The sequence below is a fragment of the Streptomyces sp. NPDC097640 genome, assembly GCF_040302705.1.
Taxonomy (GTDB): Bacteria; Actinomycetota; Actinomycetes; order Streptomycetales; family Streptomycetaceae; genus Streptomyces.
Genome location: NZ_JBEOSB010000011.1, coordinates 259,279 through 284,838, shown reverse-complemented (window position 1 = coordinate 284,838; position 25,560 = coordinate 259,279). Strand labels below are relative to the sequence as shown.

The window sequence follows — 25,560 nt, the reverse complement described above, 5'->3', positions numbered from 1 at the left end:
GCTGTCCCCTTGACCACGCCACCCAGGAAATGGCTCGCGTCCAGGTTCAGCCCTTCCAGCCCGTCGCCCAGCTGCTTGGCGTAGGACGGCTTCTTCGGCGCGGCGTCCCGCGCCCCCTCCACCGCCGCCTTCGCCACCCCATGCGCCTCATCCCGCTGCCGCCGCGCCTCCGCCAACAACTCCTGCGCGGCCTTCACCTCAGCCGCACCCGGGTCGTGGAACGCACCTGGCTTGTCCGGCAGGCTCGACGGATCCCGCTTGTCCGCAGGCAGACCGTTGTACGCGTCCACCGCCTTGTTGTACGCGGACACCTTGTCGTTGTGCGCCGAGCGGGCGTCGTCGGAGGCTTGCTTGCCCTTCTTGTACCGGCGGATCGCCTCCTCGGCCTGGCCCTGCGCCCACTCCACCGTCCCCGCGAACCGCTCCAGCGCCCCCGACGCCTTCTCACACGCATCCGCCGCCGCGAACCACTTCTTCGGCTCGACCGACACACTCTCCCGGAACGCGTCCGCCGCCTTCCCCCTCAAGGACTGTGAGCTCAGCCCCCGCAGCCCCTTGCCCACGTTGTTGAACGCGGTCTTGAAGTCGGTGAGATGACTCGCGGTCGACCGCAGCTTCGACGGGCTGCCGTGGATCAGCTTCTTGGCATCCTCACTCTCGCCCAGTTGCATCTCATCGACGGCCGCGCCCAGCGCGTTCGCCGCCGAATCCGACTTGTCCCGGACCCAGTCCGCACCGCTCTGCCAGCCGACGTCATCCAGCCGGTCCGCCGTCCAGTCCCCCGCGCCATCGACCAGCCCACCGACGTCCTCGACCCGGTCATCGACCCAGTCCTCGACGCCGTCCGGTATGAAGTCACCAATCCCCACGCGCAGTTACCCCCGTGCAACAGTCGCAGCGGCCTGTCTCCCGGCCGTTGATCGGCACCGTACCCGCCAAGCGGAACGCGGGGCACCGGGGGCCCGGCGGCTGGGTGCGTTCAGCCTGTTTCCGCCGCTTCGACCGGGCTGTTCGAATCCTCCGGGGCCTGTTGGGGCCTCCTCCGCCCCTTCAGCCCCTGGTAGAGCAGCGCCGCACCCGCCACGCCGAGCGACCACAGCAGATACCGGCCCGACATCACCAGCAGCGCCACAACCGCCACCAGCGCCACCAGGGCCGCCGCGCGGATCGCCCCGCGCCGGGGCAGCAGGCGCAGCGCGGCGGCCACGCCGATCGCGTACACCGTCACGAAGGAGCCCGTGGTGAGGAGCACCAGGGGCCGGGCGTCCGCGTGGGTGGCGGTCACCACGAGCAGGCTGAGGAAGCCGAGCGCCGAGACGACCGCGAGGCTGCGGCGCGGTATCTCGCCCGCGCTGCCGCCGCGCCCCAGCCACCCCGGCAGCGCGCCGTCCCGGCCGAGGGCCGCGCCGAGCTTGGCCGCGCCCGCGTAGTACGCGTTCATCGTGCCGAGGGTCAGCAGGAGGGCGGCCGCGGCGGCGAGCAGCCGGGCGTTGCCGCCCATGCCGCGGGCCATCAGCTCGCCCAGCGGGGCGTCGGCCTCGGCAGCGCCCGAGCCGAGCACCGCGACGACGGCGAACGCCACGGACAGATACAGCAGCCCGACGATCACGACGGCGGCCGCGGTGGCCCGGGGCAGGTCGCGGGCCGGGTCGCGGAACTCCGCCGCCAGGTGGGTGATCGCCTCCCAGCCGGCGAAGCTCCACACCAGCAGCGCGGCCGCCGGGCCGATCGCGGCCCAGCCGTGCGGGGCGAACGGCTCCAGGTGGTCCGTACGCGCCTGGGGCAGGGACAGCGCGACGGCGGCCAGCAGCAGGGCGATCAGCAGCCCCGAGAGCGCGAGCTGGAGCCGCCCGGTCACCCGCAACCCGGCGGTGTTGGCGACCGTGACGACGGCCATCAGCACCACCGCCGTGACCGTGCGGGTCGCGGTCCCGCCGCCCACGGCGGCCTCGGTGTACGAGCCGGCGAACAGCGCGGCCGCGGACGCACCCGGGGGCACCGCGAGGTAGAAGCACCAGCCGACCACCGCCGCGGTCCGCTCGCCGAAGGCCAGCCGGGCGTACGTGGACACGCCCCCGGCGTCGGGGTAGCGGGCGCCGAGCGCGGCGAAGGTGGCGGCCAGCGGCGCGGACACCAGGACGAGGGCCAGCCAGGCCAGCAGCGAGGCGGGGCCCGCGGTCTCGGCCGCGAGCGCGGGCAGCGCGATGACGCCCGTGCCCAGCACCGCCCCCACGTACAGCGCGGTGCCCTGGAGCGCGGTGAGCCGCCCGGCGGGGGCGGGGCGACGGGGTGACGGTGGTGGTGCTTCGCTCATGCCGGGCAGCCTCGCCGAGCCGATCACCGGCCGACCAGCGGCGGAAATGTCATGCTGCGATAAATTCCCGCCATGGCCGCCGCACCCGCCTCGCCCGCCTTGCCCGCCCTGCCCACCTCGCCCGCCGCGCCCGAACCCGTCGCCCCGCCCGAACCCGCCGCCGCGCCCCCGCACACCGTGGCCGTCGCGGTGACCGACGGCGCCGCCACCTTCGAGCTCGCCGTGCCGTGCGAGGTCTTCGGCCTGGACCGCTCCGACATCGCCGACCCGTGGTACGAGCTGCGGCTGTGCGCCGCCGAGCCCGGCCCGCTGCGCACCGCGGCCGGCCTGGGCATCCCCACCCCGTACGGCCTCGACGACCTCGTCGAGGCGGACACCGTGTTGGTGGCCGCCTGCTCCCGCGCCGTCCAACTGGCCCCGCCGCCCGGCCTGGTCGCCGCCGTGCGCAAGGCCCATGAGCTGGGCCGGCGGATCGTCTCCATCTGTAGCGGCGCGTACGTCCTGGCCGCCGCCGGGCTGCTGTCGGGCCGCCGGGCGACCACGCACTGGATGAACGCCGCCGACTTCGCCCACCGCTTCCCGGACGTCGACCTCGACCCCACGGCCCTCTACGTCGAGGACGGCACCATCCTCACCTCGGCCGGCACCGCGTCCGCGATCGACCTGTGTCTGCATCTGGTGCGCCAGGACCACGGCGCGGCGGTGGCCAACGAGGTGGCGCGCCGCATGGTCGTACCGCCGCACCGGGAGGGCGGGCAGACGCAGTACGCCAGGCTCCCGGCCCGGCCACGCGCTGGCGGGGACGAGGGCCTGGCGCCGGTGCTCCAGTGGGCGCGCGAGCGGTTGCACGAGCCGCTGACGGTGGCCGGGCTGGCCGCCACCGCGCACATGAGCGAACGCACTTTCGCCCGCCGCTTCCGCGACACCCTGGGGACCACACCGCTTCAGTGGATTCTCCAGGAGCGGGTGCGGCTCGCGCAGGAGCTGCTGGAGACCACCGACGACCCGATCGAGAGCGTGGCGCGCCGCACCGGCTTCGGCACCGCGCCCAATCTGCGCCATCACTTCCGCCGGCTGACCAGCGTCTCGCCGCAGACCTACCGCCAGGTGTTCCGCTCCCGGGCGATACCGCCGGGGCACGGCAGTCGGCACCATGGGAGTCACCGGATCGCTTGACCGAAGGAGGAGCACACCGTGACCGAGCGCAAGCCGCCCGGCGTCAGCTTCGAGACGTGGGCCGACCGGCAGATCCGCGAGGCGGAGGCGCGGGGCGACTTCGACGATCTGCCCGGCAGGGGCAAGCCGCTCCGGGGCCTGGACGGGCCGTACGACGCGATGTGGTGGGTCAAGGACAAAATGGCCCGCGAGGGCCTGTCCTTTCTGCCCCCGGCGCTCGTGCTCCGCAAGGAGGCGGAGGACGCGCTGGCGGCGGCGCGGGGGGCCGGGTCCGAGGGCGAGGTGCGGCGGATCCTGTCGGACATAAACGACAAGATCCGCGAGGCGCTGCGCCGGCCGCCGGAGGGCCCGCCGCTGGATCTGGTGCCGTACGACGTGGACGGCGTCGTACGGGAGTGGCGCGAGAGCCGGGCGGGCTGAGGCGGGCCGCCGGCCCCGCACTGGCCGGAAATTATCGTTGCCTGGGGCTACCGGTGGTGCGTGCAATCACTTCGGCGTACCGTGATCAGAGCTGATCAGAGACTCACCAAGGGACCTCCAAGGGACCTCGGCGGGACCGATCAGCAGCACATGACGCACCCAACACAGGGCAGAGCCGCGCCCCGGCCGCCGGGGCGACCCGACCGGAGGGAGCGACACCGCGATGTGCGGCATCACCGGATGGATCTCGTACGACAACGACCTCACCGGCGCCACCGAGCGCGACACGCTCGACGCCATGACCGCGACCATGGCCTGCCGCGGCCCCGACGCGGCAGGCCGGTGGACGGACACCCACGCCGCCCTCGGCCACCGCCGACTGGCCGTGATCGACATCGAGGGCGGCAAACAGCCCATGTCCGTCGAGCGCGACGGCCACACCGTGCTGGTGACCACCTACAGCGGCGAGATCTACAACTACCGCGAGCTGCGCGCCGAGCTGATCGACCGCGGCCACGCCTTCCGCACCAGCAGCGACACCGAGGTCGCCCTGCACGCCTACCTGGAGTGGGGCGAGGGGTTCACCCACCACCTCAACGGCATGTACGCGTTCGCCCTGTGGGACCCCCGCGAACAGCAGCTCCTGCTGGTCCGCGACCGCATGGGCATCAAGCCGCTGTACTACTACCCCACCCCCGACGGCGTGCTCTTCGGCTCCGAGCCGAAGGCCATCCTCGCCCACCCCGCCGTACGCCCCGCCGTCGACACCGACGGCCTGGCCGAGCTGCTGGCCTTCACCAAGACCCCCGGCCACGCCGTCTACAAGGGGATGTACGAGCTGCGCCCCGGCCACGTCCTCCGCGTCCGCCGCCAGGGCCTGACCGAACACCGCTACTGGGCCCTGGAAGCCCGCGACCACACCGACGGACCCGCCACCACCGTCCACCGGGTGCGGGAGCTGCTGGACGACATCGTGGCCCGCCAGCTGATCGCCGACGTGCCCCTGTGCACGCTGCTGTCCGGCGGGCTCGACTCCTCCGCGATCACCGCGCTGGCCGCCCGCGGGCTGAAGGACGCCGGGCGGGGCCCGGTGCGCTCCTTCGCCGTGGACTTCGTCGGCCAGACCGAGAACTTCAAGGCCGACGCGCTGCGCGCCACCCCCGACAGCCCGTACGCCCACGCGCTCGCCGAGCACGTGGGCGCCGACCACCAGGACATCGTCCTGGACACCGCCGCCCTCATCAACCCGGCCCACCGCCGCGCCACGCTGACCGCCCGCGATCTGCCGTTCGGCTCCGGCGAGAGCGACACCTCGCTGTATCTGCTCTTCAAGGCGATCCGCGACCGCTCCACGGTGGCCCTGTCCGGGGAGTCGGCCGACGAGGTCTTCGGCGGCTACTCCTGGTTCCACGATCCGCGGGCGGTCGCCGCCGACACCTTCCCCTGGCTCTCGGTGTTCCGCGACTTCGGCTTCACCGGCAGCCCCACCGGCGGCCGCGAGGCGCTGCTGCACCCGGGGCTGCTCGCCAAGCTGGACCTCGACGGCTACCAGGCCGCCCGCTACCGCGAGGCGCTGTCCGAGGTCCCGTACCGCGAGGGCGACCCGGCGGCGGAGCGGCGGATGCGGGAGATCTGCTATCTGCACCTCACCCGCTTCGTGCAGTTCCTGCTGGACCGCAAGGACCGCGCGAGCATGGCGGTGGGCCTGGAGGTGCGGGTGCCCTTCTGCGACCACCGGCTGGTCGAGTACGTCTTCAACACGCCCTGGTCGCTGAAGACCTTCGACGGCCGCGAGAAGTCCCTGCTGCGCGCGGCCACCCGCGACGTCCTCCCCGAGTCCGTCGCCCAGCGCGTCAAGAGCCCGTACCCCAGCACCCAGGACCCCCGGTACTCCGACGCCGTGCGCGCGGAGCTGCGCGAGCTGCTGGACGACCCGGACGCCCCGGTCCGCCCGCTGCTCGACACGGATGCCGCCCGGCGCGCGGCGGAGGAGGGGAGTCAGGACGCGCGGCAGCCGATCGAGGTGGTCCTCGGGCTGGACGCCTGGCTGCGTCAGTACGACGTCGATCTGACGCTCTGACGCACCCTCCGGCGATGACCTCAAGGTCCGCCTGACGCCACATCAGGTACAGACCAACCCCCGGCCTGGCCGGGGGTTTCGTCGTCTCCGGGGCATTCGCCGCATGCCGCCGCCAAAGGATGTAGAGAGATGCTCAACTCAGCTGACTGGCTGTCTTGCCACTTGTGTCGAAAGCGTGAAAGGCTCGGGCGGCACCGCAAAGGCACATCCCCCAACTCCGAAAAGACGCTGGCTATTTGGCCAGCCGCTGCCCGGCCTGATAAGAGTGTTGCCCGGCGGGGGCGCCGTTGTTCGTGAGTGAGGAAACCACCTCCATGCCCCACCAGTCATCTCATGACGCCATATCCGAGACCGCTCTCCTCTCCGAATACTGGGACGCGGTACTCGACTACGCGAATCTGTGCACCATCAGCCCGCAGGACGGAATGCGGCTGGCCACCGAGGCGTTCCGGCGCGGCATCCGGGAGACCCGCAACTCGCGGACGCGGGCATGGGGGCCGCGCCTGCCCTGGCTCCCGCTGCTCCTGAGCTCCGTACGGAAGACAGCGGCCGACTGGCAGGCGAGACAGGCCGGCGAGCGGCTCGACCCGGCGCTGCGCATCTGGCTGACCTCCGACCGGGCCAGACGCTACGCCAACCCTCGCCGGGAACAGCCGCTCGCGCTGCGCGGCTTATGGGATCTCCCCGAGGGAGACGCGGAGCTGCTGTGGTCCGTCGAAGTGGAGTCGCACTCCCTGACCACGGTCGCCCGCCGGCTGGGCTGGGACAACGCGTACACCGACGAGGAGATCCGCCGGGTCCGCGCCCGCTTCCGCGAGCTGTGCCAGCGCAACCACGTCGACACGCTCACCGATGAGGAGTGCCGCAGCTACTCCGGGCTGCTGGACGCGGCGACCCGCTCGCCGGACGCCGCCGCGCCCGAGGACCTGTGGGAGCACCTGGCCCGCTGCATGCACTGCAAGGAGGCGGCCGCCTGTCTGTATCTGCACGGCAGCGGGCTGCCCGGGGCGCTGGCCGGGGGTGTCCTCGGCTGGGGCGGGCTGCCCTACCTGGAGCGGCGGCGCAGGGTCGCGGCCGAGCACACCGGCGGCAGCCGCCTGGGCACGCTCGCGCGCAGCGTGGGGCCGCCGCTGTGGGAGCGCGTCAAGGGGATGCGGGGCGGGCGTGGCCGGTTCCGCATGGGGCGCGCGGGCAGTGCGGGCGGCGCGGCGGCTGCCACGGCGGCGACCGCGGGGACACCTGCGGGCACGCCCACGGGAACGCCCGCCGGAGCGCCCACCAGCACGCCCGCCGGCACGCCCGCGCCCGCTGCTCGTACGGCCGCCGAGGCGCGCCATACGTTCGACGCGTTCGGCAGGGTGGCCGCGCCGAGGAACACGGGGTACGCGACTGACGGGTTCGACGGGTACGACCCCTTCGACGCGTTCGATCCCTTCGGCGCGACCAGCGCCACCGACCCGTTCGACACCACCGGCACGCTCGACACGGCGGATCTGACGGGTGCTACGGGCACCACGAGTGCCTACGCCACCACCGGAGTGATCCGCCCCCGCGGCGAGGCCGGGCGGCGGCGCGCGGGCGGCGGAGGCCGCCGGCGCAGGCCCCGGAAGGGCCGGAAGACGAGGGCGGCGGGGATCCTGGCGGCGGCCGCCGCGGTCTCCGTGATCGCCATCATCGCCTACACCAACACCGACGCGGACCAGGACGACGGGCTTCCGCCCGATGGGAACTACGGGCCCGGCGCGCTGCCGACGGTCGGCCCCACGGACCTTCCGTCGCCGGGCGACCCCAGCGACTCGCACGCCCCGCCCTCGTCCGGCACGAGCGAGATCGGGCACCGGTCCAACCCGTCGAAGCCGACGACCGGGAAGCCCTCGCCGGACGATGACGCGTCCCCGGACAAGCCGTCCAAGAAGCATCCGTCCAAGGACCCCGAGACCGCCGGGACGACCTGCACGGCCCGCTACACCCTGGACAACGAGTGGCCCGACGGCTTCCAGGCGAAGGTCACGCTCACGCCCCGCAAGACGGTCCACAACTGGCGGCTGAGCTGGGAGTTCGATAGCGGGCAGCGGGTCACGCAGATGTGGAACGGTGAATTCGAGCAGCGTGGGAGCAAGGTGACCGTCACCCCGGCCGAGTACAACGAGACCGCCCGGGCCGGGGAGGCCCTCGAAGTGGGCTTTCTCGGCAGCTGGGACTCCGGAAACGCCACGCCCACCGACCTCGCGCTCAACGGCCACCGCTGCGACACGCGGTAGGCAGGCGGTAGGCAGGCGGCGTTGCGTTTCCCCTACCCGCCCCTTCCCGGCTCCAGCCGATGTGCGGCTCCGCCGCGTGGTGGGCTGCGCCCCTGGACCCCGGGGTCTGGGGTCTGGGGCGCAGCCCCGGTTGAGGGAAGGGGCGGGTAGGGGAAAACACCGCCCCACACACAACGCACGTGTGGCGTGCACATGATGTGCACGCCACACGAAACGTCGACCCGGTCAGGGCCGGTTACTTGAAGCGGACCACCTGCGGGTCGTGGTCGCTGCTCTGGTCGGAGAACTCGGCGTTGATGTGGACGACGTCGTACTCGGGCTTCTTGATGGCGGGCGACACCAGGATGTGGTCCAGCGTCTGCGCGTTGCCGTCGTACACGTAGCTGTACCGCTCGCCGACCGGAAGGGTGTTGATCAGGTCGGTGAGGACCCCGCCCTCGGTCAGCGTGGCCAGCGGCTTGGAGAACTGGAAGTCGTTCATGTCACCGAGGACCACGACCCGGGCCTGCCGGTCCTTGGCGAGCAGGCTGGAGACGAAGGTGTTGACCTCCTTGGCCTGGGCCGTGCGCTGGGTCTCGGAGCCGAGCGTCGGGGGCTGGAAGGCGCCGTGCACCGGCTGGTCGCCGCCCTTGGAGTTGAAGTGGTTGCCGACCACGAAGAGCTTCTCGCCGCGGAAGGTGAACTCGCCGACGAGCGGCTTGCGGCTGCTCTTCCAGGCGTCGGAGGTCGGGTTGATCCGGCCCGGCGAGACCGACAGCCTGGCGCCCTTGTTGCCGTCCTTGACCGCCTCGACGGCCGTGGTGGAGTCGCCGCCCGGACGGTCCACGAAGCTCACGCGCTGCGGGTTGAAGAGGAAGACGTTGCGGATGTTGCCACCCGGCTCGCCGCCGTCCTGGTCGTTGACCGGGTCGACGGAGCGCCAGTCGTAGGTGGGGCCTCCGGCCGCCTTGATGGCGTCGATGAACTGGGCGATGGTCTTGTCGGCCGCGACCGTGCCGTCGTCCTTGGCGCCGTTGTTGTCCTGGATCTCCTCCAGGCTCACGATGTCCGGGGTGGCCAGGTTCTTGACGACGCCCTCGGCGAGCCGGTCGAACTTGCTCTGCGGGTCCGTCGGGTCGAGGTTCTCGACGTTGTACGTGGCGACGGAGACCTCGTTGGCCTTGCCCTTCTTCGCCACCTCCGGGGTGAGCCCGCCGGAGGTGACCTTTCCGAGGGTCGTCGCCTGGACGTTGTAGCCGCCGTAGTTGGCGTAGTCCACGGGGCCCTCGGTGGTGCCGGTGAGGGTGTCGCCGACGTTGGCCTTGAGCTGGTCGCCGGTGAGCGAGGCGATCAGGAGGCGCCCGGAGTTGGGGTTGTCGTAGCCGGTGAGGACGGTGCCGCCGCGCGGGGTCGGGTTCTGCTGCGGCTTGGTGGTGATCCACGTCTCGCCGTAGGCGTTGGTGGCGCCCACCACGCGCGAGTCGCCGATCCGCACCCGCATGCCCTCGTGCGCCTCGAGCCAGTCCAGCGCGTTGGCGTCGGGCTTCAGCTCCAGGGACTCGATGTTGCCGTCCTGGGCCTGCGGCGCGTAGGCCTCGGGCAGCGTGGCCGCGTCGATGACCTCCGCGTCCGGCAGCTTGTTGCCGGAGGAGAGCACGACGGCCGTGGGCGCGGTCAGTTCGGTGACGGACTGCGTGCCGCTGTTCTTGCCGCCGGGGTAGTACTCGGTCACCTTGGCCGAGACCAGCACCGAGTCGCCCACCTTGACCTGCGGGGTGGCGGAGCCGGTGAAGACGAACACGCCCTCGCTGGTGGCCGCGTTGCCGTCGCCCTCGGGGTCCTGGATCCAGTAGCCCTTGGAGCCGGTGGAGCGGACGCCGGTCACCACACCGGGCACATTGGTGACGGTCTTGCCGTTCTGCGGGGAGATCCGGGTGGTGCCCTGGATGTCGTGGACGCGGAGCGGGCCGGGGTTGGTGTCGGTGGGCTCCGGGGTGGGCTCGGGCGTCGGGGTGCCGCCGGTGCCCGTGGTGTTGCGGGGGCTCGGGGCGGAGCCGGTGAAGTCGGCCGCGTTGTTGTCGGTGTCGTGGAACCCGGCGTCGCGCGCGACGGAGGTGGTGTTGCCCGCGCCGGTGGCGGGGGCGGACTCGCGGACCACGGCCGTGCCGAAGCCGGCCAGGTCCTTGATGGTGCCGTCCGCCGCGCAGTCCTCGGCGGTCAGGCAGGTGAGCGCGGTGGTCGAGTGGACCAGCGCCACGGTGCCGCTGGTCGCCGACATGGCGATGGTGCCGGTGGCGTCGGGCGTCGGCAGGGCGGTGTCGCCGCCGGTGCCCTTGGCCTCCTGGACCAGGTAGGTGCCGCCCGCGGGGATGCCGCCGGTGAGCGGGGTCACCTGCCACTTGGTGGAGGAACTGGGCGAACCGCTGAGGTACTGGACGGACCAGCCGCTGAGGTCGAACGACCCGGTGCCGGAGTTGCCCAGCTCGATGAAGTCATGGGTGAGGGACGCGCCCGAGTTGCCGCCGCCTCCGTAGACCTCGGAGATGACGGCGTCCGGGGACGGCGTGGCCTGGGCGGTGAGGGGGAGGGCGATGAGCGATCCGACGAGACCGACGGGAAGCGCTACGAGGACGGCCGCCTTGGCACCACGGCCACGCAGGGCCGGGGGTATGTGTTCGGGCACGATGGGGCTCTTTCTGGCGCGAGGGGAGGCTGCGAATGCTGCCGATACTGGGGGTGCGAGGAAGAAGCGGGGGAAATGCGGGGAATATGCAACGACTTGGAATCCGGGCCAAAAATACGCGCGTAGATATGGACCGACAAGGGCCCCGAGCCTGCCGATCGGCAAACGTTGCGTGAAGACACCGATTTCCTGGAGGCGCCGAGCGCGCTCAGGATGCCCGGAAAGGCTCAGGAAAGGTCCTGGAGCTCGATCCGCTCGCCCGGCTTCAGCAGGTGCAGCCGCCCCGTCAGACCCGCGGCCTCGAAGGCGTCGACCAGCGTGTCGGCGCCCTGCGTGAAGTGCGCCCAGTGCTCGAAGTGCAGCGGGACGACCTGGCGCGCGCCCAGGATCTCCACCGCCTGGGCCGCCTGCTCGCTGGCCAGGGTCAGAAAGCCGCCGGGGACCAGCGGGGTCGAGGCGGCGCCCGCGAACAGCAGGGCCACGTCCACCGGCCCGAGCCGCGCGGCGATCGCGCGCACCACGTCGAGCGAGGCGTTGTCGCCGCTGATGTAGACCGTCGGCAGCCCGCCCCCCGACACCACGAACCCGGTCACCTCGCCGACCAGGTGCTCGGTGCCGTCCGGGCCGTGCTGGGCCGGGACGCCCGTGATCCGCAGCGTGCCGCCGCCCGGGCGCGACAGTTCGAAGGACTGCCAGTTCGGCAGCGCCGTCACGGTCGCGCCCAGCCGCTCCCGCGCGGACGCCGTGGACAGCACCAGGTCCGCGTGGTCCAGGTAGGCGCGGCCCGCGCGGTCGAGGTTGTCCGGATGCTGGTCGTGCGAGAGCAGCACCGCGTCGACGGGGCCGAGGCCGGAGGTCGCGACGGCCGGGCCCGCGGTCTTCACCAGCTTGCGCTCGCCGATGGGGTAGTCCCCGGGCGGGTCGAAGGTGGGATCGGTGAGCAGTCGTACGCCACCGATGTCGAGGGTGGCCGTGGGCCCTCCCAGGTAGCGCACGGCCAGGGCACCCGGGGAAATCGAATCGCTCATGGCTGTGTCTCGCTGCCTCTCGCCGTGACGGTCGCGGGACGGCGTGATTCCGGCCCGATCCCCCCATTGGTTCCGGGCCGGAATCCGTTGTCAACCGGCACACCGGCCTCTCCACGTTCTGTCCGACGGGCCGTCATCGGCCCCTGAACAGGGTCGCCGTGCACCACCCGCCCTGCTGATCCCTCCCTGCCGACCCGCACCACAACCGGCATGATGGGCCGCTTGGCCGGTAACTTTCCGACGGGAAGGCGACGATGAGTGAAATTCCAGGAAACGGACAGTCAGCTTCCATGCGTCTCGGAGTGCTCGATATCGGTTCACAGTCGGCCCATCTGTACATCGCCGACCTCACACCGGGCGGTGCCCCCGCCCCGGTGACCTCGCTCAAACGGGCGGTGCGGCTGGCGGAGGCCACCGACCGGCAGGGCGTGATCGAGCAGGAGGCGATCAAACGGGTGGTCGCCGCGGCGACCGAGGCCGCGGCGGCCGCCGAGGCCCACGGCGTCGACACCCTGGTCCCGTTCGCCACCTCGGCGATCCGGGACGCCGCCAACCGGCCGGTCGTGGTCGCCGAGGTCGAGGACGCGACCGGCATCCGGCTGACGTTCATGACCGGCGAGGAGGAGGCGCGGCTCACCTTCCTCGCGGCGCGCGGCTGGTTCGGGTGGTCGGCCGGGGAGATGCTGCTGCTCGACATCGGCGGCGGCTCCCTGGAGATCGCCTGCGGCGGCCGCGCCGAGCCCGCCGTCGCCCTGTCCGTCCCGCTGGGCGCGGGCCGGCTCACCCGCCACCATCTGCCCGAGACCGCGCCGGTGCGGAAGCGGGACGTCAAGGCGCTGCGCCAGTTCGTACGGTCCGTCATCGGCGAGACGGCCGAGGGGCTGCGCGACCGCCCCGCGCCGCGCACCCACGTCGGCGCCTCCAGGACCTTCGCCCAGCTGGCCCGGCTGACCGGCGCGCCGAAGGCCAAGGCGGGCCCGTACGCGGAGCGGGTCCTGGACCGGGACCGGCTGGCGGCCTGGGTGCCCCGGCTGGCCGCCCGGAGCGCGGCCGAGCGCTCCCGGCTGCAAGGTATCTCCGCCGCCCGCGCCCACCAGTCCCTGGCCGGTGCCGTCGTCGCGGAGGCCGCGATGGACGTCCTGGGCATCGAGCGGCTGCGGGTCTGCCCCTGGGCGCTGCGCGAGGGGGTCATGCTGGACCGGCTCCGGGCGCTGGAGACGCACCCGGCCCCGGACACCGCTGACACCGCGCGCGAGGTCCCGGCCGCCGTCCCCGCGAGCGCGCCCGTCATGACGCTCCCGGCGGGGCGCGGCCGGCACGGGGCGGGGCGGCTCCACACCGTTCCCACCGTCCCCTGGACCAGCTGAACCAGCTGAACCAGCTGAACAGCTCAGCCTCGTAGGTACGCCAGGACGGCCAGCACCCGGCGGTGGTCGTCGGGGGCGGGCGGCAGATCCAGCTTGAGCAGGATGTTCGCGATGTGCTTGGCCACCGCCGCCTCGGTGACCACCAGGGCCCGGGCCACCGCCGAGTTGGAGCGGCCCTCGGCCATCAGCGCCAGGACCTCGCGCTCCCGCGGCGTGAGCCGGCGCAGCGGGTCCTGCCCGCGGGCCAGCAGCTGCCGCACCACCTCGGGGTCGATCACCGTGCCGCCGTCGGCCACCCGCGCCAGCGAGTCGGTGAACTCGGCGACGTCACCGACCCGGTCCTTGAGCAGATAGCCGGTGCCCGCGCCGCGGCGGGCCGCCAGCAGCTCCTCGGCGAAGGTCTGCTCGACGTACTGGCTGAGCACCAGGACCGCCAGGGACGGCCGCAGCGCCTGGAGTTCGCGCACCGCGCGCAGCCCCTCGTCGGAGAAGCCGGGCGGCATCCGCACATCGGCGATGACGACGTCCGGCTCGTGCTCCAGGGCGGCCGCGACCAGCGAGGGCCCGTCCCCGACAGCCGCCGGGACGCGGTGTCCGAACCGCTCGAGCAGGCTCACCAGGCCCGCGCGCAGCAGCACGGCGTCCTCCCCGATCACCACGCTCAGTCGCCGCACGGAATCTCCACTCGCAGCCGGGTCGGCCCGCCGACCGGGCTGGACAGCAGCATTCTGCCGTCCACCGCCGCCACCCGGTCGGCGAGCCCGGTCAGCCCCGTCCCGGCGGCCGGGTCCGCGCCCCCGCGCCCGTCGTCGGCCACCTCGAGCACCAGCACCCCGCCGCGCAGCCGCCCGCCGACCCGCAGCCGGGCCGCACCGCTGTGCCGGGCCGCGTTGGCCAGCGCCTCGCACACCGCGAAGTAGCCCGCGGCCTCCACGGCGGGCGGCAGCCGCCGCTCCAGGTCGACATCGAACTCCACCGGTATCGGCGAACGCGTCGTCACGTCCCGCACCGCCGCGGGCAGCCCCCGCTCGGTCAGCACCTGCGGATGCACCCCGCGGATCAGCTCGCGCAGCTCGGCGAGCGCGTCCTTGGCCATCCGGTGCGCCTCCGCCACCTCGCGCGCGGCCCGCGACCCGGCGGGCAGGTCGAGCCCCGCCAGGCCCAGCTTCATGGTCAGCGCGACCAGGCGCTGCTGGGCCCCGTCGTGCAGATCCCGCTCGATGCGGCGCCGCTCCGCCTCGTACGCGTCCACCAGACGCGCCCGGGACCGCCGTACCTCCGTCAGCTCCGCGTCGCCCAGGGCCAGTACGGCCAGCGACACCGCCGCCCGCGCCCCCGCCCAGGCGGCGATCGGATACGCGGCCACCGGCAGCAGCAGCGCGCCCGCGAGGGGGCCGCCGAGCCGGGCCCAGGGCGGGGCCTCGGGCTGAAGCGGCGCGGCCAGCAGCGCGCCCGGGATCCCCAACGACACCAGCACCACCGCCAGATCGACCCAGCCGAGCACGAGCACGGACAGCGCGCCGTGGCCGATCTCGCGCGCGTACGGCTTGGCGTACGTCTTGCTGTGCGGCTTGGTGTGGGGGGCGACGAGGCGCAGCCGCCGCCGTTCCCACGGGCGCACCGCTACGGTCGCGCAGCCCAGCACCAGCAGCGCGCACACCACGGCCGCCGCCGCGCCGATCCGCCCCCAGGACGCGGCCACACCCGCCACCGCGGCCCCGCACGCGACGCCCGGCACCCCGCCCGCGAGCAGATAGCCGGCGGACCGCCAGGGCCAGGAGGAGCGGAGGAAACCGGCGGGCCCGCGGGTCAGCGCTTCCAGGGGGTCTCGGGGGATCACCGCTCGACCGTAGCCGCGCCGCGGGCCGCGGACAGTAGTGCCAGGTGGAGTATCGGGACTAGCCCGGCCACCCGTGTGCCGCCCCGCCCCGCGCCGGTTCACTCGGCTCCATGCCCACCACCACCACGTCCTTGGCCCACCCCGTCCCCCACCCCGTCGAACTGCGAGCCGTCTCCCGGCGGTACGGGACGGGGGAGCGGGCCGTCACCGCCCTCGACGGGGTCACGCTCGGCTTCGCCGAGGGCACCATGACCGCCGTGATGGGCCCCTCCGGCTCCGGCAAGTCCACGCTGCTGCACTGCGCGGCGGGGCTCGACCGGCCGACCTCGGGGCGCGTCGTCATCGGAGGCACGGAGACCGGGGAGCTGGACGAGACCGCCCTGACCCTGCTGCGCCGGGACCGGATCGGCTTCGTCTTCCAGTCCTTCAACCTCGTCTCCGCCCTGACCGCCGAGCAGAACGTGGCCCTCCCGCTGCGCCTGGCGGGCCGCCGTCCCGACCCCGCCCGGGTGGCCGCCGCGCTCGCCGAGGTCGGCCTGGCCGACCGCGCCGGACACCGCCCGGACCGGCTCTCCGGCGGCCAGCAGCAGCGCGTGGCCATCGCCCGGGCGCTGATCGCCCGGCCCGCGGTGCTCTTCGCCGACGAGCCGACCGGCGCGCTGGACATCACCACCTCGCGCGCCGTGCTGGGCCTGCTGCGCGGCCTGGTCGACCGCCACCGGCAGACGCTGGTCATGGTCACCCACGACCCGGCCGCGGCGGCGTGGGCGGACCGGGTCGTCTTCCTGGCCGACGGGCGGATCGCCGACGAGATCGCGGACCGGCCCGGGGCCGAGGCGATCGCCTCGCGGATGTCGGTGCTGGAGGCGGCGGCATGACGGCGGGCATGAGCAAGAGCAGGGGCGGGGGCGGCATGCTCGGCCTGGCCCTCGCCACCGTACGGGCGCGCCGCACGGCCTTCGCGGGGTCGTTCGCCGCGCTGTGCCTGGGCGTCGCGGTCCTCACCATGAGCGCGCTGATCCTGCTGTCCGGGGACGGCGGGGTGCCCGCGCGGTACGCGGGCGCCCCCGTGCTCGTACGGAGCGCGCAGGGCGGCACCGGCCCCGACGGGGTGTTCCTGGAGCGGGCCCCCTGGTCCGCCCGGCAGACGGAGGAGCTGACGCGGGCGCTGGGCGCCCTGCCCGGGGTGCGGCGCGCCGTGCCCGACCGGTCCTTCTCCGCGCAGGCGGTCGTGGGCGGCGAGCCAGTGGGCCGGCAGCGGGCGGGGGAGCGGCTGGGCCACGGCTGGTCCGCCGCGGCTCTCACCCCGTACCGGCTCACCGCGGGCCGCGCCCCGCAGCGGGCCGACGAGGTGGCCCTCGACCGCGCCCTCGGGGCCCGGCCGGGCGAGCGGATCACGCTGCTGACCGCGGCCGGGCCCGGGCGGTTCACCGTCTCCGGCACGGTCGACGGGCCCGGCTACTACCTGACCGACGAGCGCGCGGCCGCCCTGTCCGGCGGGGTGCGGGTCATCGGGCTGCTGACCGAGCGGGGCGCGGACCCCGGCGCGGTCGCGGCGGCGGCCCGCTCGGCCGTGAACGGCGCGGGCCAGGTGCTCAGCGGCGGTGCGCGCGGCGGGCTCGCCCCCGTCCAGGACGCCAGGACACGCTGGATCGGCGGCCAGGTGCTGACCGCCATGGGCGCGCTCTCGGCCTTCGCCACGGTCCTGGTCGTCGCCTCGACGTTCGCCTTCAGCGTCGCCGGAGGCCGCCGCGAACTCGGCCTGCTGCGCGCGGTCGGCGCCACCGGGCGCCAGCTGCGCCGCCTGCTGTACGGGCAGGCGCTCGCCGTCGGCGCGGCAGGCGCGGCGGCCGGGGCCCTGCTCGGCGCGGCGCTGGCCCCCGCGCTGGGCGGGGTGCTCACCGACGCGGGCTTCCTGCCGCCGGGTTTCGCGGTCCACCGTCAGGCGTGGGTGCTCGCCGCGACGTTCGCCGCCGGACTGGCCGTCGCGCTGGCCGCCGTATGGTCCGCCTCCCGGCGGGCCGCGAGGACCGGGCCGCTGGAGGCGCTGCGCGAGGCCGCCGCGGACGACCGCCCGATGACCCGCGCCCGCGCGCTGACCGGCATCGCCTTCACCGCCCTGGGCTGCGCGGCCGCCGCCGGAACGGCCTTCGCCGACCCGGCCGACATGACCACCCTCGCCCTGTGCACGGCCGTCGGGCTGGTCACCGGAGTGACCCTGCTCGTCCCGGCCGTGGTCCCCCCGCTCGTACGCGCCGTCTCCCGGCCGCTGGGCCGCGGCGGCGGCGCGCTCGGCATGCTGGTGCGCGAGGGGACGCTGACGGCGGTGCGGCGTACGGCGTCGACGACCGCCCCGGTCCTGGCGACCGTCGGGTTCGTCGTCCTGATCACCGGCAACACCCAGACCTCCGTGCACTCCTACGCCACGCGTGACGCCGTGTCGGTACGGGCCGAGGCCGCGGTCGTCGCCCGCGACGGCACCCCGGGCCTGTCCGACGCCGCCGCCGGATCCGTCCCGGGGACGGGGCTGCTGGCCACCACCGTCTACGGGGGCGCGGCGCGGACCCCCGTGCGGGCCGCGGGCGTCGACCCCGCCGCCTTCGCCGACGTCCACCACCGGCTGCGGACCGTCTCCGGATCGCTCGCGCGGCTGCGCGGCCCCGGGACTGTGGCCGTGACCGAGTCGGCGCTGGCCACGCTGGGCGGACCCGGCACCACGAGGGTGACCTTCGAGGACGGCCGCACGGAGCGGCTGCGGATCGTGGCGGTCCTGTCCGACCGTACGGCCCCCGCCCCGTACGCCTTGCTGCTCCCCCGGGAGGTGGTCCGCGCCCACGACCCGAACGCGCTCACCGACGTCGTCTACCGCACCGGCGGTCCGGCCCCCTCACCCGCGGCGCTCCGGCGGCTCGGGGCGGAGGAGGTGAGCGTGGCCGCCTACGCGGGCCGCGCGGACGCCGAGGAGGACCGGCTGGTCGAGATCTTCACGCTGCTGCTGGTCGCCATGTCGGCGGGGTGCACGGGCGTCGCGGTCGCCAACACCCTCCTGATGTCCACCGCCGACCGGCTGCCCGACCTGCGCCTGCTGCGCCTGGTCGGCGCGACGCCCCGTCAGGTGCTGTGGACCGTCGCGGCCGAGACCGCCTTCGTGGTCGCCCTCGGCTCCGTCCTCGGCGCCCTGACCGCGCTCCCCTCCCTGCTCGGCCTCCGCGCCGGCCTCAGCGGCACCCTCGGCGTCCCGGTCCGGCTGGTGGTGCCCGTCACGCCCGTCGCGGCGGCGGTCGCGGGCTGCCTGGTGCTGGCGCTCGCGGCGAGCGTGCTGCCCGCGCGGGCGGCGCTCGCCAAGGCGGCGCGCGTCGGGGCCGGTTGAGCCGGGTCGGGCGGTGACGGGATCGGGGCCGTCAGGGCGTGGGCCAGTTCCGCAGCAGGGCATCGAGCGCGTCCAGGATCCGCGCCCAGGTCTCCTCCGTATCGGGCGCGCTGTGGCTGAACCCGCCCCCCAGCTCCAGGCTGACGTAGCCGTGGAAGACGCTGCCGAGCAGCCGGACCGCGTGTGTCTGGTCCGGCTCCGTCAGGTCGTAGCCGCGCAGGATCGCCCGCGTCATCTGCGCGTGCCCGACGCCCGCGCTGGCGGCCGCCGTCTCCGGGTCGAGCCTGAGCTGGGCCGCGGCGTAGCGGCCGGGGTGCTCCCGGGCGTAGCCGCGGTAGACGTTGGCGAAGGCGGCCAGGGCGTCCTTGCCGGCCCGCCCGGCCAGGGCGTCGGCGGCCCGGTCGGCGAGTTCCTCCAGGGCGAGCAGGGCGATCCTGGTCTTCAGGTCCTGGGAGTTCTTCAGGTGCGAGTAGAGACTCGCGACCTTGACGTCGAACCGCCTGGCCAGCTCCGAGACGGTCACCTGCTCGAAGCCGACCTCGTCGGCCAGCTCCGCACCCGCCCGGGTCAGGCGCTCCGTGGTCAGTCCTGCGTGTGGCATGCCCTTCCTCTCCCTCGACAGTACCGATTATGCATTTGCCTAAAAACTTTAGGCAAATTAGCCTCCGACTTATGAAGCCACTGACCGAGCAAGAGATCCGAACCGCCTTCGTGAACTGCACCAAGGGCGAGGCCAAGCGCCTCTCCGTCCCCCGCGACCTGGCCGAGCGACCCTGGGACGACCTGGACTTCCTCGGCTGGCGAGACCCCCAGGCCCCCGAGCGCGCCTACCTCGTCACCGCACTGGACGGCCGCCCGAAAGGCCTCCAACTGCGCTGCCCCAGCCCCGCCTCCTGGCAGATCCGGCGCGGCATGTGCTCGGTATGCCTGACCTCCCACACGGGCGGCGTCTCCCTGATGGTCGCGCCCAAGGCCCGGCAGGCCGGACAGCAGGGCAACTCGGTCGGCACCTACATCTGTAGCGACCTCGCCTGCTCGCTTTACGTACGGGGCAAGAAGAGCGCGGGCGCCGACGGCCGGATCCAGGAGTCGCTGACCCTGGAGGAGAAGATCGCGCGGACCGTGGCGAACGTCGCGGCGTTCTTCGACAAGGTGACCGCGTGAGCCCGCCCCGGCATAGCGTTCACCTTCATTCATTGCAACGAGCTTGATGGGGATTGTTGCGTTAGATTCTGAACCGTTGCAACGATTTCTCGGCTCTCACCTGCGTGAATGACGATTGCACGCAACGAGTTCGTTGCTGGATCCATGAATGCAACGTAGCGTTTCGGTCATCGGAAACAACGAGCCGAAGGAACGCACGATGCAGAAGTTCGATACCCCCGCCCCGGTCACCGTCGACCTGGACATCCCCGCCGGACGCGTCCAGTTCATCGCCGCCGACCGCGCCGACACCACAGTCGAGATCCGGCCCGCCAATCCCTCCAAGAGCCGCGACGTCCAGACCGCCGAGCAGACCACCGTCGCCTACGCCGACGGCATCCTGCGGGTCCGCACCTCCGAGCCCAAGAACCAGCTCCTCGGTTCCGGCTCCCTGGAGGTCACCGTCCAGCTGCCCGTCGGCTCCCGCGTCGAGGCCAAGGCGTCCGGCTCCGAGCTCCGCGGCGTGGGCCGCCTCGGCGACGTCGCCTTCGACGGCGCGTACCGCCGCATCAAGATCGACGAGGCCGCGAGCGTCCGCCTCACCGCGCTCGACGGCGACGTCGAGGTCGGCCGGCTGGGCGGCCCCGCGGAGATCAGCACCGCCAGGGGCGACATCCGGATCACCGAGGCCGTACGCGGCGCCCTCACACTCCGCACCCAGTCCGGTGACATCACCGTCGGCGCCGCCGCCGGCGTCTCGGCCGCCCTGGACGCCGGTACCGAGTACGGCCGCATCAGCAACGCCCTCAAGAACGACGGCACCCCCGAACTCGACATCCGCGCCACCACCTCCTACGGCGACATCACCGCCCGCAGCCTCTGACCCGCAGCCTGTAAAAGGGAGCACTCCTCATGACCGACCTGGCCATCGCGGCGAACGGGCTGCGCAAGTCCTACGGCGACAAGACCGTTCTCGACGGCGTCGACCTGGCCGTCCCGGAAGGAACGATCTTCTCCCTCCTCGGCCCGAACGGCGCCGGCAAGACCACCGCCGTGAAGATCCTGTCCACGCTCATCACCGCAGACGGCGGGCAGGCCCGCATCGGCGGCCACGACCTCGCCGCCGACCCGCAGGCCGTGCGTGCGGCGATCGGTGTCACCGGGCAGTTCTCCGCCGTCGACGGGCTGATCACCGGCGAGGAGAACATGCTCCTCATGGCCGACCTGCACCACCTGTCCAAGCGGGAGGGGCGGCGGGTCGCCGCCGAACTGCTGGAGCGCTTCGACCTGACCGAGGCCGGGAAGAAGCCCGCCTCCACCTACTCCGGCGGCATGAAACGCCGCCTCGACATCGCCATGACGCTGGTCGGCACCCCGCGCATCATCTTCCTCGACGAACCCACCACCGGCCTCGACCCACGCTCCCGCCACAACATGTGGCAGATCATCCGCGAACTCGTCACCGACGGCGTCACCGTCTTCCTCACCACCCAATACCTCGACGAAGCCGACGAACTCGCCGACCTCATCGCCGTCCTGAACGACGGCAAGATCGCCGCCGAAGGCACCGCGGAAGAGCTGAAGCGACTGATCCCCGGCGGACACATCCGGCTCCGCTTCACCGACCCCGGCGCGTATCAGTCCGCCGCCACCACGCTCCGCGAAGTCGCCCGGGACGACGAGGCGCTGTCGCTCCAGATCCCCAGCGACGGCAGCCAACGCGAACTGCGCTCCATCCTCGACTGGCTCGACACCGCCGGCATCGAAGCCGACGAACTCACCGTCCACACCCCCGACCTCGACGACGTCTTCTTCGCCCTCACCAGCGGTACCAACCAGCCCAAGGAGGCTGTCCGATGAGCTCCCTCTCCCTCGCCGCCCGCGACTCGGCGACCATGCTCCGCCGCAACCTCCTGCACGCCCGCCGCTACCCCTCCCTCACCCTGAACCTCCTGCTCACCCCGATCATGCTGCTCCTGCTGTTCGTCTACATCTTCGGCGACACCATGAGCGCGGGCATCGGGGGCGGCGGCGCCGACCGCTCCGCATACATCGCCTATCTCGTCCCCGGCCTCCTGCTGATGACCATCGGCAGCACCACCATCGGCACCGCCGTCTCCGTCTCCAACGACATGACCGAGGGCATCATCGCCCGCTTCCGCACCATGGCCATCCACCGCGGCTCCATACTCATCGGCCACGTCATCGGCAGCGTCCTCCAAGCCATCGCCAGCGTGGCCCTCGTCGGCGCCGTCGGCGTGGCCATCGGCTTCCGCTCCACCAACGCCACCGCCCTCGACTGGCTCGCAGCCTTCGGTCTCCTCGCACTGTTCGCCCTGGCACTCACCTGGATCGCCGTCGGCATGGGCATGGTCAGCCCCAGCGCCGAAGCCGCCAGCAACAACGCCATGCCACTGATCTTCCTCCCCCTCATCTCCAGCACCTTCGTCCCCATCGACGCGATGCCGGGGTGGTTCCAGCCGATCGCCGAGTACCAGCCCTTCACCCCCACGATCGAGACCGTCCGCGGACTGCTCCTCGGCACCGACATCGGCAACAACTGGTGGATCAGCATCACCTGGTGCCTGGCCCTGACAGCCCTCGGCTACCGCTGGTCCCAGGCCACCTTCAACCGCGACCCGAAATAACCACCATGAGACCGCGGGCCACCCCCCGCAGCGCGTCCCACCCCAGGGCGGCGTACACCGACACCACGTCGATGTACGCCGCCCCTCTCGTAGGCATCGCCAGGACGCCTGCGGCGGGCCGTCCCCCACCCCGCCCCTTCCCAAAACTGGGGGCTCCGCCCCAGACCCCGGGGTCCAGGGGCGAAGCCCCTGCCACGCGGCGGAGCCGCAAATAGACACTGCGGGAAGGGGCGGGGTGGGGAAGATCCGCCAGACGCCCCCCTAGACCCGCGGCCCCTCGGCCAGGCGGTCGAGGCGGGCGCGGTGAGCCGGGGGCAGGGCGAGACGGGCCGCGGCGAGGTTCTCCTCCAGATGGTCGATCCGGGCGGTGCCGGGGATCGGGAGGATGACGGGCGAGTGGCCGAGCAGCCACGCGAGCGAGACCTGCGTGGGGGTGGCGCCCAGCTCGGCCGCGACGGCGGCGATCTCCGCCCTCGCCCCCGACGCCCCCGCCGCGACGGGCCGCCAGGGCAGAAACGCGATCCCCGCCGCCTCACAGGCCTCGAGCACCGGCTCGTGTTCGCGGTCGAGCAGGTTGTAGCGGTTCTGCACGCTGACGACGTCGACCATCTCCCGGGCCCGGCCGAGTTCGGCGACGGTGACCTCGGACAGCCCGAGCCGGCCGACCTTGCCCTCGGACTGGAGCTCACGCAACGTGCCGAGCTGGTCGGCGAGCGGCGTCTCCGGGTCGATGCGGTGCAGCTGGAGCAGCTCGATCCGGTCGACCCTGAGCCGGCGGAGGGCATGGTCGACCTGGTCGCGCAGGATGGCCGGACGCCCGTCCAGCCGCCACTCGCCGCCGGGGCCCGTTCGCGCGACGCCGACCTTGGTGGTGACGAGCAGCCCGGCGGGGTACGGGTGCAGGGCCTCGGCGAGGAGTTCTTCGTTGGCGCCCCCGCCGTACAGATGGGCGGTGTCGATCAGTGTGACGCCCAGCTCGACGGCTCGTCGGGCGACCGCGAGGGCGGCTTCGCGGTCGGCAGCGGGCTCGGTCGGCAGGTGCATGGCCCCGAACCCGAGCCGCCGTACCTCCAGGTCCCCGCCGATATGGAACGTGTCCGATGCCATCTGCTGTCTCCGCCCCCATCGCTCGACGATTGCACGCTAACAGCTCCGTCACCGAGTGACGGGTCGGCGATGATCGGTGCATGTACGAGATCGTGTTGATGTCAGATCCCAAGGTCGCGGCGGTCCCGGTAGCCGACTGCGGCGAACCACTCGTCGACGTCCGGCTGGATGATTCCCTCGCCGTCGACTCCCGCAAGGTCGATGGCTCAGGGGCGTTCGCGCATCTGCGAGAAGGGGTCCTGACCCGCCTTCTCAAGGCACAGCAGTCGCTCCCGGACGGCATCCGCCTGCTGTTCATCGAGGGGTACCGGCCGCCCGCGCTACAGCGCCACTACTTCGAGAGCTACGCCGACGAACTGCGAGCCGACAACCCGGGCTGGTCGCCGACACAGGTGCACCAGGCGGCGAGCCGATACGTATCGCCCCCGGAGATCGCACCGCACAGCGCCGGCGCCGCGGTGGACCTGACTCTCGTCACCGCCGACGGACGCGAACTCGACATGGGAACCCGGGTGAACGCCAGCCCGGAAGAGAGCGACGGCGCCTGTTACACGCACGCCGACAACATCGGCCCTGAAGCGCGGGCCAACCGCCGGATACTCGGTGCCGCACTGACCGCCGCGGGTCTGGTCAACTACCCCACGGAGTGGTGGCACTGGTCCTTCGGCGATCGCTACTGGGCCGTTGCGACCGGAGCCGAAAGCGCACTGTACGGGCCGCGCGAGCTCGGTTGAGCCGCGGCCCTGCTCTCCCAGGGTGGCTGGGACCGGCCTGACGTGGCTCGACAAGGAGGTGCACTTCGGCGTCGAGCAGGGGGGGCCGTCTGGTGGCGCACGGGCCGGCCCCGGCAAGGGTGCGGCATCCCCCGCCACAACCGACCCGCCCGCCCCTTTAGCATGGGCTCGTGCCGAGCCCTGCCGAGTACCGTCCGTCGCCGCCCGCGGGGCGGTGGCGCGCGCTGCTCGTGCTGGGGGTGCTGGCCGGGCTGCTGGGCATGCACGCCCTCGGGCCGTCCGGCGGGCTGATGCCGCGTGCGCATGAGCGCCCCGCCGCCGCGATGACGGCCACCACGACGACCGCCACGACGGCCACCACGACGACGGCCATGACCGCCATGACGACCGTCGCGACCAGCGCCACGGTCCACAGCGGCTGCGACGGCGCGTGCGGCGGCCCGCACATCCACCACGCCGATCCGACCTGTGCCTCACCCGCGGTCGGCGGCGGACCCACGCTGTCCGCTCCCCCGGCGGCCCCTGTCGCCGTCTGCGGCCGCGACCTCACGGCGGCCCGGCTCGGCACGGCACCCTCCCCGGCCGACGGGCGCGCGCCGCCCAGCCTGGCCGAGCTCCAGCTCCTGCGGATATAGGACCCGCCCTCGCGGCGCCGCCCACCCCCACTCGGGGCGGGCCGGGCACCCCGCACCGGCATGTCCCGAAAACCACCGAAAAATTCCTCAGGAGTCCCCCCATGCGTTCCCTCACCCGCCGTACCGCCCTCGCCGCGGCCGCCGCCACGGCCGCGCTGTCCCTGACCCTGACCGCCTGCGGCAGCGACGGCGGCGGCAAGGACCACTCCGGCTCCGGCCACGACTCGACCAAGACCACCGCGAGCGCGAGCGCGTCCGCCCCGTCCGGCAAGCACAACGACGCCGATGTGAGCTTCGCGCAGGGGATGATCCCCCACCACCGCCAGGCCGTGGAAATGGCCGACCTGGCCGCCACCCGGGCCTCCTCCGGCGCGGTCAAGGAGCTCGCCGCCCAGGTCAAGAAGGCGCAGGACCCGGAGATCCGCACCATGTCCGGCTGGCTCGAGGCGTGGGGCGAGAAGGTCCCCGAGGCGATGCCCGGCATGGATCACTCCCAGCACGAGGGCATGCCCGGCATGATGAGCTCCAAGGACATGGAGGAGCTCAAGAAGGCCTCCGGCGCGGCCTTCGACACCGCGTTCCTGACCATGATGGTCGAGCACCACAAGGGCGCCGTGGACATGGCCCGCACCGAGAAGAAGCAGGGCTCGTACGGACCCGCCAAGACGATGGCCGACGCCATCATCAAGACCCAGAACGAGGAGATCACGCAGATGAACAAGCTCCTCGGCAAGGGCTGACCCGCGGGCCGGCCCACAGCTGACGGTCGATGGGC

Annotated in this window: 22 protein-coding genes; 14 read left to right on the top strand and 8 right to left on the bottom strand. The window is 73.1% G+C overall.

Annotated features, from left to right (window positions below; genetic code table 11):
- Window positions 1-869, bottom strand: an 869-nt coding sequence (locus tag ABTY62_RS20060; RefSeq protein ID WP_352130746.1) for a putative T7SS-secreted protein, incomplete at its 3' end; no start/stop codon positions are given.
- 110 nt (window positions 870-979) lie between these two features.
- On the bottom strand, window positions 980-2,314 hold the full coding sequence (locus ABTY62_RS20055) for an APC family permease (RefSeq protein ID WP_352130745.1): 1,335 nt from the start codon (window positions 2,312-2,314) through the stop codon (window positions 980-982).
- Window positions 2,315-2,386: 72 nt separating this feature from the next.
- Between ABTY62_RS20055 and ABTY62_RS20050 the strand changes: the two genes are divergently transcribed.
- The 4 genes from ABTY62_RS20050 (at window position 2,387) to ABTY62_RS20035 (ending at window position 8,251) form a co-directional block, all read left to right on the top strand.
- Window positions 2,387-3,490, top strand: coding sequence for a GlxA family transcriptional regulator (locus ABTY62_RS20050; RefSeq protein WP_352130744.1), 1,104 nt, complete (start codon window positions 2,387-2,389; stop codon window positions 3,488-3,490).
- Window positions 3,491-3,508: 18 nt separating this feature from the next.
- The gene (locus ABTY62_RS20045) at window positions 3,509-3,910 is read left to right on the top strand and encodes a DnaJ family domain-containing protein (protein WP_352130743.1); all 402 of its coding nucleotides are present in this window, start codon (window positions 3,509-3,511) and stop codon (window positions 3,908-3,910) included.
- Between the two features lie 223 nt (window positions 3,911-4,133).
- Window positions 4,134-5,990 carry an asparagine synthase (glutamine-hydrolyzing) gene (gene asnB, locus ABTY62_RS20040; RefSeq protein ID WP_352130742.1) on the top strand — a complete coding sequence of 619 codons (1,857 nt, stop codon included), beginning with the start codon at window positions 4,134-4,136 and terminating at the stop codon, window positions 5,988-5,990.
- A 314-nt stretch (window positions 5,991-6,304) separates the two neighbouring features.
- Window positions 6,305-8,251 (top strand): cellulose binding domain-containing protein, encoded by a 1,947-nt coding sequence (locus ABTY62_RS20035; RefSeq protein WP_352130741.1) that lies wholly within the window; start codon window positions 6,305-6,307, stop codon window positions 8,249-8,251.
- A gap of 235 nt (window positions 8,252-8,486) precedes the next feature.
- Here ABTY62_RS20035 and ABTY62_RS20030 read toward each other — a convergent pair whose 3' ends face one another.
- Window positions 8,487-10,913, bottom strand: a complete 2,427-nt coding sequence (locus tag ABTY62_RS20030) for a DUF8508 domain-containing protein (protein ID WP_352130740.1) — start codon at window positions 10,911-10,913, stop codon at window positions 8,487-8,489.
- Between the two features lie 227 nt (window positions 10,914-11,140).
- Window positions 11,141-11,941, bottom strand: a complete 801-nt coding sequence (locus ABTY62_RS20025) for an MBL fold metallo-hydrolase (protein WP_311728570.1) — start codon at window positions 11,939-11,941, stop codon at window positions 11,141-11,143.
- A gap of 290 nt (window positions 11,942-12,231) precedes the next feature.
- Between ABTY62_RS20025 and ABTY62_RS20020 the strand changes: the two genes are divergently transcribed.
- The gene (locus tag ABTY62_RS20020) at window positions 12,232-13,308 is read left to right on the top strand and encodes a Ppx/GppA phosphatase family protein (RefSeq protein ID WP_352130739.1); all 1,077 of its coding nucleotides are present in this window, start codon (window positions 12,232-12,234) and stop codon (window positions 13,306-13,308) included.
- 23 nt (window positions 13,309-13,331) lie between these two features.
- On the opposite strand, the gene ABTY62_RS20015 is transcribed toward ABTY62_RS20020, so the two are convergent.
- Both ABTY62_RS20015 and ABTY62_RS20010 read right to left on the bottom strand, forming a co-directional pair.
- Window positions 13,332-13,964, bottom strand: a complete 633-nt coding sequence (locus ABTY62_RS20015; RefSeq protein WP_352130762.1) for a LuxR C-terminal-related transcriptional regulator — start codon at window positions 13,962-13,964, stop codon at window positions 13,332-13,334.
- Between the two features lie 5 nt (window positions 13,965-13,969).
- Window positions 13,970-15,148 carry a sensor histidine kinase gene (locus ABTY62_RS20010; RefSeq protein WP_352130738.1) on the bottom strand — a complete coding sequence of 393 codons (1,179 nt, stop codon included), beginning with the start codon at window positions 15,146-15,148 and terminating at the stop codon, window positions 13,970-13,972.
- 110 nt (window positions 15,149-15,258) lie between these two features.
- Between ABTY62_RS20010 and ABTY62_RS20005 the strand changes: the two genes are divergently transcribed.
- Complete coding sequence (locus tag ABTY62_RS20005) at window positions 15,259-16,026, top strand: ABC transporter ATP-binding protein (protein WP_352130737.1); 768 nt, start codon at window positions 15,259-15,261, stop codon at window positions 16,024-16,026.
- Between the two features lie 8 nt (window positions 16,027-16,034).
- The gene (locus ABTY62_RS20000; RefSeq protein WP_352130736.1) at window positions 16,035-18,518 is read left to right on the top strand and encodes an FtsX-like permease family protein; all 2,484 of its coding nucleotides are present in this window, start codon (window positions 16,035-16,037) and stop codon (window positions 18,516-18,518) included.
- Between the two features lie 31 nt (window positions 18,519-18,549).
- Here ABTY62_RS20000 and ABTY62_RS19995 read toward each other — a convergent pair whose 3' ends face one another.
- The gene (locus ABTY62_RS19995) at window positions 18,550-19,119 is read right to left on the bottom strand and encodes a TetR/AcrR family transcriptional regulator (RefSeq protein WP_352130735.1); all 570 of its coding nucleotides are present in this window, start codon (window positions 19,117-19,119) and stop codon (window positions 18,550-18,552) included.
- Window positions 19,120-19,190: 71 nt separating this feature from the next.
- Between ABTY62_RS19995 and ABTY62_RS19990 the strand changes: the two genes are divergently transcribed.
- The 4 genes from ABTY62_RS19990 to ABTY62_RS19975 all read left to right on the top strand — a co-directional run bounded on the left by ABTY62_RS19990 (window position 19,191) and on the right by ABTY62_RS19975 (window position 22,309).
- Window positions 19,191-19,682 carry an FBP domain-containing protein gene (locus ABTY62_RS19990; protein WP_352130734.1) on the top strand — a complete coding sequence of 164 codons (492 nt, stop codon included), beginning with the start codon at window positions 19,191-19,193 and terminating at the stop codon, window positions 19,680-19,682.
- Window positions 19,683-19,881: 199 nt separating this feature from the next.
- Window positions 19,882-20,544 (top strand): DUF4097 family beta strand repeat-containing protein, encoded by a 663-nt coding sequence (locus ABTY62_RS19985; RefSeq protein ID WP_352130733.1) that lies wholly within the window; start codon window positions 19,882-19,884, stop codon window positions 20,542-20,544.
- A gap of 29 nt (window positions 20,545-20,573) precedes the next feature.
- Window positions 20,574-21,521: an ATP-binding cassette domain-containing protein gene (locus tag ABTY62_RS19980; RefSeq protein ID WP_352130732.1), complete on the top strand. Its 948-nt coding sequence runs from the start codon at window positions 20,574-20,576 to the stop codon at window positions 21,519-21,521.
- On the top strand, window positions 21,518-22,309 hold the full coding sequence (locus ABTY62_RS19975; protein WP_352130731.1) for an ABC transporter permease: 792 nt from the start codon (window positions 21,518-21,520) through the stop codon (window positions 22,307-22,309). The genes ABTY62_RS19980 and ABTY62_RS19975 overlap by 4 nt, the downstream gene beginning before the upstream one ends.
- A gap of 261 nt (window positions 22,310-22,570) precedes the next feature.
- On the opposite strand, the gene ABTY62_RS19970 is transcribed toward ABTY62_RS19975, so the two are convergent.
- Window positions 22,571-23,416, bottom strand: a complete 846-nt coding sequence (locus tag ABTY62_RS19970; RefSeq protein WP_352130730.1) for an aldo/keto reductase — start codon at window positions 23,414-23,416, stop codon at window positions 22,571-22,573.
- An 80-nt stretch (window positions 23,417-23,496) separates the two neighbouring features.
- Here ABTY62_RS19970 and ABTY62_RS19965 point away from each other — a divergent pair, with 80 nt between their 5' ends.
- The 3 genes from ABTY62_RS19965 to ABTY62_RS19955 all read left to right on the top strand — a co-directional run bounded on the left by ABTY62_RS19965 (window position 23,497) and on the right by ABTY62_RS19955 (window position 25,525).
- Window positions 23,497-24,150: a M15 family metallopeptidase gene (locus ABTY62_RS19965; RefSeq protein ID WP_352130729.1), complete on the top strand. Its 654-nt coding sequence runs from the start codon at window positions 23,497-23,499 to the stop codon at window positions 24,148-24,150.
- Between the two features lie 170 nt (window positions 24,151-24,320).
- On the top strand, window positions 24,321-24,785 hold the full coding sequence (locus ABTY62_RS19960) for a DUF6153 family protein (RefSeq protein ID WP_352130728.1): 465 nt from the start codon (window positions 24,321-24,323) through the stop codon (window positions 24,783-24,785).
- A 101-nt stretch (window positions 24,786-24,886) separates the two neighbouring features.
- Window positions 24,887-25,525, top strand: coding sequence for a DUF305 domain-containing protein (locus tag ABTY62_RS19955; RefSeq protein ID WP_352130727.1), 639 nt, complete (start codon window positions 24,887-24,889; stop codon window positions 25,523-25,525).
- The last annotated feature ends 35 nt before the right edge of the window (window positions 25,526-25,560 follow it).

Bases quoted from the DNA above. Each gene is read 5' to 3' on its own strand.
- ABTY62_RS20055 (WP_352130745.1), bottom strand. From the start codon at position 2,314: ATGAGCGAAGCACCACCACCGTCACCCCGTCGCCCCGCCCCCGCCGGG.
- ABTY62_RS20050 (WP_352130744.1), top strand. From the start codon at position 2,387: ATGGCCGCCGCACCCGCCTCGCCCGCCTTGCCCGCCCTGCCCACCTCG.
- asnB (WP_352130742.1), top strand. From the start codon at position 4,134: ATGTGCGGCATCACCGGATGGATCTCGTACGACAACGACCTCACCGGC.
- ABTY62_RS20035 (WP_352130741.1), top strand. From the start codon at position 6,305: ATGCCCCACCAGTCATCTCATGACGCCATATCCGAGACCGCTCTCCTC.
- ABTY62_RS20025 (WP_311728570.1), bottom strand. From the start codon at position 11,941: ATGAGCGATTCGATTTCCCCGGGTGCCCTGGCCGTGCGCTACCTGGGA.
- ABTY62_RS20020 (WP_352130739.1), top strand. From the start codon at position 12,232: ATGCGTCTCGGAGTGCTCGATATCGGTTCACAGTCGGCCCATCTGTAC.
- ABTY62_RS20005 (WP_352130737.1), top strand. From the start codon at position 15,259: ATGCCCACCACCACCACGTCCTTGGCCCACCCCGTCCCCCACCCCGTC.
- ABTY62_RS20000 (WP_352130736.1), top strand. From the start codon at position 16,035: ATGAGCAAGAGCAGGGGCGGGGGCGGCATGCTCGGCCTGGCCCTCGCC.
- ABTY62_RS19995 (WP_352130735.1), bottom strand. From the start codon at position 19,119: ATGCCACACGCAGGACTGACCACGGAGCGCCTGACCCGGGCGGGTGCG.
- ABTY62_RS19990 (WP_352130734.1), top strand. From the start codon at position 19,191: ATGAAGCCACTGACCGAGCAAGAGATCCGAACCGCCTTCGTGAACTGC.
- ABTY62_RS19985 (WP_352130733.1), top strand. From the start codon at position 19,882: ATGCAGAAGTTCGATACCCCCGCCCCGGTCACCGTCGACCTGGACATC.
- ABTY62_RS19980 (WP_352130732.1), top strand. From the start codon at position 20,574: ATGACCGACCTGGCCATCGCGGCGAACGGGCTGCGCAAGTCCTACGGC.
- ABTY62_RS19975 (WP_352130731.1), top strand. From the start codon at position 21,518: ATGAGCTCCCTCTCCCTCGCCGCCCGCGACTCGGCGACCATGCTCCGC.
- ABTY62_RS19970 (WP_352130730.1), bottom strand. From the start codon at position 23,416: ATGGCATCGGACACGTTCCATATCGGCGGGGACCTGGAGGTACGGCGG.
- ABTY62_RS19965 (WP_352130729.1), top strand. From the start codon at position 23,497: ATGTACGAGATCGTGTTGATGTCAGATCCCAAGGTCGCGGCGGTCCCG.
- ABTY62_RS19955 (WP_352130727.1), top strand. From the start codon at position 24,887: ATGCGTTCCCTCACCCGCCGTACCGCCCTCGCCGCGGCCGCCGCCACG.